Origin of the sequence: Parageobacillus caldoxylosilyticus NBRC 107762 (assembly GCF_000632715.1) — a bacterium.
In the GTDB taxonomy this organism is placed as follows: domain Bacteria; phylum Bacillota; class Bacilli; order Bacillales; family Anoxybacillaceae; genus Saccharococcus; species Saccharococcus caldoxylosilyticus.
The window spans coordinates 38486-47596 of sequence record NZ_BAWO01000051.1; the positions used below are offsets into that span (position 1 = coordinate 38486).

At 40.9% G+C, this 9111-nt stretch carries 9 protein-coding genes; 5 read left to right on the plus strand and 4 right to left on the minus strand.

Annotated elements, in window-relative coordinates:
* Window positions 1–25 precede the first annotated feature (25 nt).
* On the plus strand, window positions 26–1666 hold the full coding sequence (locus tag GCA01S_RS13665; RefSeq protein WP_042410758.1) for an L-lactate permease: 1641 nt from the start codon (window positions 26–28) through the stop codon (window positions 1664–1666).
* Between the two features lie 115 nt (window positions 1667–1781).
* Here GCA01S_RS13665 and GCA01S_RS13670 read toward each other — a convergent pair whose 3' ends face one another.
* Both GCA01S_RS13670 and GCA01S_RS13680 read right to left on the minus strand, forming a co-directional pair.
* Window positions 1782–2597 (minus strand): hypothetical protein, encoded by an 816-nt coding sequence (locus GCA01S_RS13670; protein ID WP_042410759.1) that lies wholly within the window; start codon window positions 2595–2597, stop codon window positions 1782–1784.
* 716 nt (window positions 2598–3313) lie between these two features.
* On the minus strand, window positions 3314–4009 hold the full coding sequence (locus GCA01S_RS13680) for a response regulator transcription factor (RefSeq protein ID WP_042410763.1): 696 nt from the start codon (window positions 4007–4009) through the stop codon (window positions 3314–3316).
* 101 nt (window positions 4010–4110) lie between these two features.
* Here GCA01S_RS13680 and GCA01S_RS13685 point away from each other — a divergent pair, with 101 nt between their 5' ends.
* Window positions 4111–4515 (plus strand): potassium channel family protein, encoded by a 405-nt coding sequence (locus GCA01S_RS13685; RefSeq protein ID WP_143420817.1) that lies wholly within the window; start codon window positions 4111–4113, stop codon window positions 4513–4515.
* A 62-nt stretch (window positions 4516–4577) separates the two neighbouring features.
* Window positions 4578–5048, plus strand: a complete 471-nt coding sequence (gene bcp, locus GCA01S_RS13690) for a thioredoxin-dependent thiol peroxidase (protein ID WP_042410766.1) — start codon at window positions 4578–4580, stop codon at window positions 5046–5048.
* Between the two features lie 311 nt (window positions 5049–5359).
* On the opposite strand, the gene GCA01S_RS13700 is transcribed toward bcp, so the two are convergent.
* Window positions 5360–6535, minus strand: coding sequence for an RNA-guided endonuclease InsQ/TnpB family protein (locus tag GCA01S_RS13700; protein ID WP_042410770.1), 1176 nt, complete (start codon window positions 6533–6535; stop codon window positions 5360–5362).
* Between the two features lie 263 nt (window positions 6536–6798).
* On the opposite strand from GCA01S_RS13700, the gene perR reads away from it, so the two are divergent.
* Window positions 6799–7251 (plus strand): peroxide-responsive transcriptional repressor PerR, encoded by a 453-nt coding sequence (gene perR / locus GCA01S_RS13705; protein WP_017436531.1) that lies wholly within the window; start codon window positions 6799–6801, stop codon window positions 7249–7251.
* Between the two features lie 25 nt (window positions 7252–7276).
* Here perR and GCA01S_RS13710 read toward each other — a convergent pair whose 3' ends face one another.
* Window positions 7277–7633: a YgzB family protein gene (locus tag GCA01S_RS13710; protein ID WP_017436530.1), complete on the minus strand. Its 357-nt coding sequence runs from the start codon at window positions 7631–7633 to the stop codon at window positions 7277–7279.
* Window positions 7634–7804: 171 nt separating this feature from the next.
* On the opposite strand from GCA01S_RS13710, the gene GCA01S_RS13715 reads away from it, so the two are divergent.
* The gene (locus tag GCA01S_RS13715; protein WP_017436529.1) at window positions 7805–8677 is read left to right on the plus strand and encodes a nucleotidyltransferase-like protein; all 873 of its coding nucleotides are present in this window, start codon (window positions 7805–7807) and stop codon (window positions 8675–8677) included.
* Window positions 8678–9111 lie beyond the last annotated feature (434 nt).

Genomic DNA, 9111 nt, shown 5'->3' on the forward strand with positions numbered 1-9111 from the left:
TTAGAATAACAACAAGGTGAACATCATGTGGATACAACATTACAATCCTTTTCATAATGCGTATCTTTCTGCATTCATTGCGGCGCTTCCAATTGTTTTATTTTTATTATGTTTAACGGTGTTTAAGATGAAGGGAATAAAAGCCGCTTTTCTCACTCTTTGTTTTGGATTAGTGACAGCTGTTTGGTTTTTTCATATGCCGGTTTCAAAGGCGCTTGCCGCTTCCATCTATGGAATCGCGAACGGTTTATGGCCCATTGGCTATATTGTGATCATGGCTGTCTGGCTATATAAAATCGCTGTGAAAACAGGGAAATTTGACATTATCCGTGGGAGTATCGCAAACATTTCTGAAGATCAGCGGCTTCAACTGTTGCTCATTGGTTTTAGCTTTAACGCATTTTTAGAAGGGGCCGCGGGATTTGGCGTTCCGATTGCTATTTCTGCTGCTTTACTTGCTGAACTCGGGTTTCATCCATTAAAAGCAGCTGCTCTTTGTTTAATTGCCAATGCTGCATCTGGCGCGTTTGGAGCAATTGGAATTCCGGTTATTGTCGCAGCACAAATGGGAGATTTAACTCCGATTGAGTTATCTCGCACACTTGCTTGGATTTTACCGTTTATTACGTTTCTTATTCCGTTCTTATTAGTGTTTATTTTAGATAAATGGAAAGGTATTAGAGAAACATTGCCTGCTCTTTTAGTGGTAAGCGGAAGCTATACCATTGTACAAACATTGACAATCATTGTATTCGGTCCTGAGTTGGCTAATATTTTAGCAGCACTTGTCAGTATGGGGGCACTAACTATTTTCTTAAAAAAATGGCAGCCGTCACAGATATATCGAGTGAATCAGGATGGGGAAGTTGTTGAAAAATCTAAATACAGCTTGAAAAAAGTCATCCATGCGTGGTCTCCTTTTTATATTTTAACGGCAATCGTTGTTATATGGAGTCTGCCGAGTTTTAAAGCTCTGTTTGCTGAAGGTGGAATGCTTCATCAAACTACGCTTTTATTTAAAGTGCCGTTTTTGCATGGAGAAGTTGTAAAAATTCCTCCGGTGGCGCCGACACAGACTGCGTTAGATGCAATATTTAAGCTGGATCTTGTGTCTGCAACAGGTACAGCAATTTTATTAGCGGTGCTGTTCACAGGTATGTTTAGCAAAAACATTACGTTCGCCGAAGGAGTACAAAGTTTAAAAGAAACATGTAAAGAACTATGGATTCCTGTATTAACTATTTGTTTTATCATGGGATTTGCCAACTTGGCTAACTATGCGGGTTTATCCTCTGCGATTGGTTTAGCATTAGCGAAGACGGGAAATGCATTTCCGTTCGTTTCCCCGTTATTAGGGTGGCTTGGTGTGTTTATAACAGGATCTGTCGTGAGCAACAATGCTTTATTTGGCCATTTACAAGTCGTTACAGGAACGCAAATAGGGACAAACTCTTCGTTATTGCTTGCTGCCAACACAAGCGGGGGAGTTATGGGAAAACTCATTTCTCCGCAATCCATCGCGATTGCAACAGCCGCGGTGCAAGAGACTGGCAGAGAATCTAACTTGTTTAAAATGACGATTTATTATAGCTTGATCCTGCTATTGTTTGTGGGAGTCTGGACATACGTTCTTTCGATCATTGGTCTTTCGATCATTGGAATTTAGATAATGATAGTTTGTTTATTAAGTTAAGCACTGTGTTGTGTATAGGCGAAAAAAGATGATTCTGCGGCCTTTTTCCGATTTATATACCTGGAAAAAGGCCGCAAAACGTTTAATTTTACATTACTTGCTCCATCTTTTTCGTGTAAAGCGAACGAATCAAAAAATAGTAACCAAGTTGAACAACGAAAAAGATGATAATGACGAGCACGCTTGCTTTGATCATGGAGACGGACACCATGTTTTGCAGCATTTTAAAGGCAAAGCCGACATGGACGGTGGCGGTGGCAAACGGAATGAAAAAGAGAATTGCTACTTGCTTCGCCGCGATTTGCTTCATTTCTTTTAATGTTAAACCGAGTTTGGATAACGCTTCGTATTGCTTGCTGTCCTGCTCCAAATCGTTATACAGCTTAAAATATAAAATGTGTCGGCCGCCAAAAAGAAGAGAGCACTGACGAAAAAACCAATAAAAGAGCATTAAGGAGAAAATTTGTTCCATTTGGTTAAAGAATTCTAAACGATTGGTGAAATCGACATCATCTTTTTGAATCACGCGGTTCAGTTTTTTGATTACGGATGTTTTTGCTTCCCAATTTTTATATGATATACCAGCGTAATATTGAATCGTTTCTTCCGCTGCGAGACGATGAAATTTAGCATATAAATGATCAGGAACAATTAACATATATCCGATAAACCCCGAAGGATTGATAGCTGGCTGGGGAATCGATTTAGCCAACGGAATCACCGACGTCTCATTACTATTTTTTATGGCAATCGCAATTTGTTTTCCTTTAATAAGTTCATATCCTTGGTCAGGGGTAGGGTGCATATACGCCGCTGTATTTGCTGGCAGCGATATATGCGGCAGACCGGCCAAATCCGCGAATCGATTATAATCTGTTACACGCATAAGAACAAGGTTTTGCATTATATCATCGTTAGTTTTTTTAGGATTATATGCGCGGATGAAAACGGCCTTATGACTTGTAAAAGGAATATGCTCATCACGTAAAGCATTTTTCAGTATTTGCAATTTGTTTTCGAAGGCTTTCGGTTCTTTTTTGATATAAGTGCAATTGCATGCGGAAACCGTGCTTCTGCTTTTTTGCCAAAATAAAGGTTGGCAAGCACCCCGGTAGAAGTATAGGTCACTGCTGTTAAAATCGTCACCATGCTTAAAATTCTCGCGTTGTCTTTCAGTTTATATGTCAGTTCAGCGGCGGTAATTAAGTTTGTGCCACGATAATAGGAGTGCTTTCGCTGTTTATAATATCGCAGCAGCCCGCTGCTCGCTTACGTATATAAAAAATACGTTCCAATAATGACGAGTAATAAAATGGGAAGGGCGCGTTTTATCATTTGCATGGAGCAGCAATGGAGAACCGCTAAAGGAGGGGATGCTCCTATCCAAATGATGCAAACTGGATGATAAAAAACGATATGCATCGCGTTGCCGCCCGAAACGAACGGCTAAAAACACTACTAAACACACAAAACTGACGGTAAAAAGATATGCGAATATACCGAAGGATGGGTGCAAGGATTGTTCTAGCATATATAAATAAACAATCGATAACAAAAGCAATGTATGAAGGAAATGAAAAATGGCCAACGAGACATGCTCACGCAGAAACAAGTGAATGGTTAACCCTCCCATGTTTTTATTAACTTGTAACCGACTCCTCTCACCGTTTCGATTGCTTGTTCAATCCCGATCTGCTGCAGTTTTTTGCGAACGCGTGCAATGTTGACGGATAGTGTATTATCATCGACAAACTCCGCATCATCCCATAATGATTCCAAAAGTTCTTCACGAGATACGATTTTTTCTACTTTTTTCGCCAAACGTTCCAATAAAATGAATTCTTTTTTGGTCAACTCAATCGTTTTATCTTTCCATTGCGCCATATGTTGATCATATAAAAAATACAACCCTGATACTTCATATACATGGGGATGCATAGGAGCGGCGTAAGAACCGTATGTTCGCCGCAGTAAACTTTTGATTTTGGCCATGACTAGATCTAAATTAAACGGCTTTGTAATATAATCATCCCCGCCATTTTCGATCGCCATGATTTGGTTCATTTCATGACTGCGTGCAGAAATGAAAATAATGGGGCAGAGGGAAATCGTTCGGATTTGCCGGCACCAATAAAAACCGTCAAATCGAGGCAGATTAATGTCGAGCAGTACAAGATGAGGACGGAACTTTATAAATTCCTTTTTAATATCGTCAAACTGTTCCGCAATATGTGCGCGATATTCATATTTTTCCATATGCTCCTTCAGCATGGATGCGATTTTATCATCGTCTTCGACAATCAAAATCGTATGCATTGTTTTCTCCCTTTCATTTATATCTAATCCACTTATTATATGAATAATCGGCTTTTTGTTTTTGTATATATGGTTATGGACAAGTATGCGAGGTGAGAGCAATGGAGTACGCGTTCATTGGAATTGTAGCGACGGTGTTACTTGCCAGCATTGCGTCTATTTGGACGACAAGTATAAAAACGACCCGTCGTATTTCCTTAGAAAATTTATTTGTTCTTATCCAATGGTATATCACAATGATGCTAGGTTTCGCTCTGATATATATGGTGCTTCAAATTAATGGGCATAACGTATTTGCCCCATCTGCCAATCAAACAGCTAACGAATGCTTTTCTATCCTTCAAGACAGCCTTTATTTAAGCGGGGTGACGTTATTGTCAGTCGGATATGGAGACATTACGCCAATGGGGATTGGAAGATGGCTTGCTATCATTGAAGCTTTGTTAGGTTATATTATGCCTGCTGTGCTTGTTGTTCGAACGATGGTTGACTGGGATAAGCGGTAATCGTTGCAATTTATCATTCCTTCCGTTACGCTAAAAGAAAAATATATTGCGGAGGGAAAAGTATGGCTTTGCAAATTGGCCAACAGGCACCAGATTTCACATTGCCGGCAAGCAACGGGGAAATGGTTTCCCTTTCGGATTTCCGCGGTAAACATGTCGTACTATATTTTTATCCGAAAGACATGACGCCGGGGTGCACGACAGAAGCATGCGATTTTCGTGATCATTACGAGCAGTTTGCCAAGTTGGACACGGTTATTTTAGGGGTTAGCACCGATCCGCTCGAGCGGCATAAAAAGTTTATTGAAAAGTACGAACTGCCGTTTTTGCTGCTTGCTGATGAGCATCACAAGGTAGCGGAAATGTACGGCGTTTGGAAGCTGAAGAAAAACTTTGGCAAAGAATACATGGGCATCGAGAGATCTACGTTTATTATCGATCGCGACGGCAAGTTGGTAAAAGAATGGAGAGGTGTCAAAGTAAAGGGTCATGTCGAGGAGGCGCTCGAGTATATCTCTAAAAATTTGCATTAACGTACCGTTAATTGGGTAGAAGTCCATACAAAACAAAAAAGGCTGCGTATAATGGATACTAACCTCCTCAAATGAATGAAAGGGTGACATGGGTGCGGAACGTTCTTCCGCACATTTTTTTGATGAACCTCTCCCACCTTCATTCCATGAAGAGGTGGGAGTTTCTTACCATCTCCATCAAAGAAGCTTCTGCGCGGAAGAAGGCGGCCTCCTTCCACTCGATGAATGCATCGGAAGCCTTCTGGATGGGTCCAGTAAGCAACATCGGCATCACACCGATGGGGCGGTCCAACCCTTCTACTACTTCTTGCTTACGCAATCCGTAGATACGTCAGCTTCGTTTGTACGTCCCAATGCACAAAGGTGCCATGCAGCGCCTTGCTTAAGATATTTCTCGCGCCGTGAACGTCACGATGTTCCTCATACCCACACCGGCACACAAACAGGCGGGAAGATACTTTTTTTCTCTTTTGACAGACAGGACATGTCTGGCTCGTATACGACTCCTCGATTTCATGCAAGCGAATGCCATGCTGATCAAGTTTATAAGCAAGATACTTCTTCACTTTCCCGAATGACCAATTCGAGAGTTTTTGCGCTTGTTTGCGGCTTGCCTGCTTTTTCTTTCTCGTATTGCGCTGCACTCCTTCAACGTTTCCGATATACACATCGGAGGCGGACTGCCTCAAACACCAGTCGACAAACTGTTTCGTCGTTTTATGCATCGCATCCCGTAGCTGTCTTTCGGATTTGGATAATACATATTTTTTCGCCTGTTCGTACTTTTTCCATTGACGGGATCCTTTTTGACACTTGGATTGACGACGCTGAATCTCCGCCAGTTTTTTATTCCGCAACCGGTGAAGGGAGCGTACTTTTCTTCCGGTGATGAGAATAGCCTGACCGTTTTCGCAAAATGCTCCAATGGTATGCACTTCCCCAAGATCGACTCCAACGGCCTTCCCTGGTTCATACGCTTTGGCCTTTTGTCCATCTTCATATGTCACGGCTAAATAAAGACTATGATCAAAGCAGCATTCGATTTCTTTGATCGTTCCCTTTGGCAGATGCGACGCATACACGACGATCGGCTTTTCCCGTTTTCCGTGATGAATGCCCATGGACAATTCGATTTTTCCGTTTTCATACACTTTGAATCCATCTTTTGCCCATTTCGTAGAGAAATACTTCTTTTTCTTGTAGGGGTAGCGGGCAGGATGTCCTTGTTGGATGGCTTGGTGCGCAGCTTGTCTTGCGAAGAGATATTTGTGGCAGACCGCTTGAACCGATTGGCTGTGAAGATGGAACTTTCTTTTTGTTTGCTTTTGCAGCTCGCTTTTGGTGATCCAACATCCATGTTGGAGGAAGTATTCTTTGGCTAAGCGGAGGCATTCGTTCCAAACACGGGCGGATTCCCGATTGCAGGAGTACAATCGTTCCAAATCCACTTTCGATGCCCGGAAGAATACTTTTTGGCCACGAAGCATGAGAATCCCTTCTTTTTTTGCGTGATAGGATAGTTTGATTATAGCACATATGTTCGTTTTTGGGAATCAAAAACTTCCCGATTCCTCTCTCTCCTTTACTCCGTTTAGAGGAAGGGAGACTTCTCGGGAAAAATGTAAAAAAAATATGGCGGTTTCATATATTAATGGTAATGAATATTGACAAATGATATAAAATACTTGTAGACTAATTATAAAAATTATAAAATAATAATTCTTTTTATTTTTTGAAGGAAGAGAGGTGCATGACGGTGTCTGACAACCAACAGCTAAAAGAAGCGCTTGATATGTTAAAGCAGACGGGAATACGCATCACTCCGCAACGTCATGCGATATTGGAATATTTGATTAATTCGATGTCACACCCGACGGCAGATGAAATATATAAAGCGCTGGAAGGAAAATTTCCAAACATGAGCGTAGCAACCGTCTATAACAATTTGCGCGTTTTTAAAGAGATCGGATTAGTGAAAGAATTAACGTATGGTGATGCATCAAGCCGTTTTGATTTCGTCACATCAAACCATTACCATGTTATTTGTGAACAGTGCGGCAAAATTGTCGATTTTCACTATCCAGCGCTGGATGAAGTGGAGCAGCTTGCCGCACATGTAACCGGATTCAAAGTGGATCATCACCGTATGGAGATCTACGGAACATGTCCGGACTGCCAGAAAAACGGACATCGCCAACATTAAAAAGCTGATAGCAGGAAAATGGCTATCAGCTTTTTCTTTTTTTTCTGTTATACTTTTCATCAAACTCTTTACCCTCTAACTCCGGATCTAATGTTAACGGTTCGCTGCAAAACATACATAAGTCTACTCTGCCAAGCATTTTTGTCACTTTGCCACAAGAAGGGCATACCACCTGTACAGCTCTTGTTGATAATGTTCCAATCCAAAAATAAACGACCGTGCTAGCGATGATAAAAAGGAGTCCTAAGATCATAAACAGTGTCATTACTAAAGGAGAGGTGCGGAAAAATATACCTATATACATGACAAAAATGCCGACAAAGATTAAGCTTAAGGCGAATGTACGAATTTTGTTGATTTTGCTTGAATATTTAATGCCCATGCTTGTCCCTCCTATATACACCACTATACCATAAAGTGCAGAAAATCCGTTAATTTTAACATTTTTCTTCCCAATGCATGTTTTTGTCCTGTTGGGCAAAACAATAAAGAGGATTTTTTCGATTTTTGTCGAATAAGCAATGACAGCATAAAGGAGATGGAGGAAACGATTATGGAGGATTTGCTTCGTCCCATCTACCAAGAATGGGCTAGCCGCCGCGATACATTAGGAATTTTAATGATTGAAAAGAAAGTAAATAATTCAGCGGTCACTGATACGTTTGATAGGGTTTTATTAGTAATTACCACTGATGGGAATGCTCCCGTCTTTATGAAACATTATGCATTAGGTGAAGAAAAAGCGGCCTTATATGCAGTTAGTGAAGCAAAGCTAAATGAATGGCTTCTTCTCGGTTCCCATCGAAAAGTGATTGACTGGATATTCAATGGAAAAGTTTTGTTTGACCGAAATGATTATATCCATCATCTGAGAAACCGTATGAAGGAATTTCCGGAGGAAACGCGGCAATTAAAAATGGGGTTAGAATTTGCAAAGCTGATTCGCCGCTATATGGATGGAAGGGCATTTTTTGAAGCAGGGCAATTATTAGATGCATATAATCATGTTATTCATGCGTTACATCACCTAGCAAGACTAGCTGTGATCGAACAAGGATTTTATCCGGAAGTAACGGTATGGGACCAAGTAAAACAAATAGATGGACAAATTTATAAGTTGTATGAGGAGCTTGTGAGCAGTGAAGAACCGTTGCAAAAACGGTTAGAGCTTTTATTTTTAGCAAACGAATTTTTGATCCATTCACGAATTTCATCAGGAGCCGCCCATTTGTATAAAGTGTTAGGTGAGAAAGAAGGGGCGTGGAGCATTGCCGAAATTGTAGAGCATCCGGAGCTTTCCCCGTATTCGGTAGATCTTATTATCATGTTGGAATATTTAGCAGAGAAAAAAGTTTTGTCCGTGGAAGAGATACCGACAAAAAGTCGTCATATATATCATCGTTATTATTCAGTGCAAAACGAATAGCAGGAAGAGAACATGCATTTTCTGCATGCTGGAGGGCGACGCTTTTGTTTTTGAAAACATGACAGCCTTGCTTTTCACCGGTAAAAGGGCTGTTTATTTTTTTGTTATCATAAAAAATAAAAAATGTTATTGACTTGCAAAAAAGGAGATGATATATTATAAAACGTCGTCGCAACCGCGATTGTTGCGAGACGTTGATAAAAAAACAGTTGACAACAGAGAATGAAAATATTAGAATGAAAAAGTCGTTTTAACGAAAAATGTTCCTTGAAAACTGAACAAAACGAAGCGTCCACACAGAAAAGCGAAGGCGAGCGCCTAACGCCGGAAGGAAAATGTTCTTCCGACGAAGACATGCTTGCATGTCGACGGAGGAAGGTTATTTTCCGCAAGGCGTTGCGAGCCGGAGCTGGACAATAAGAAAAGCTGAAGCG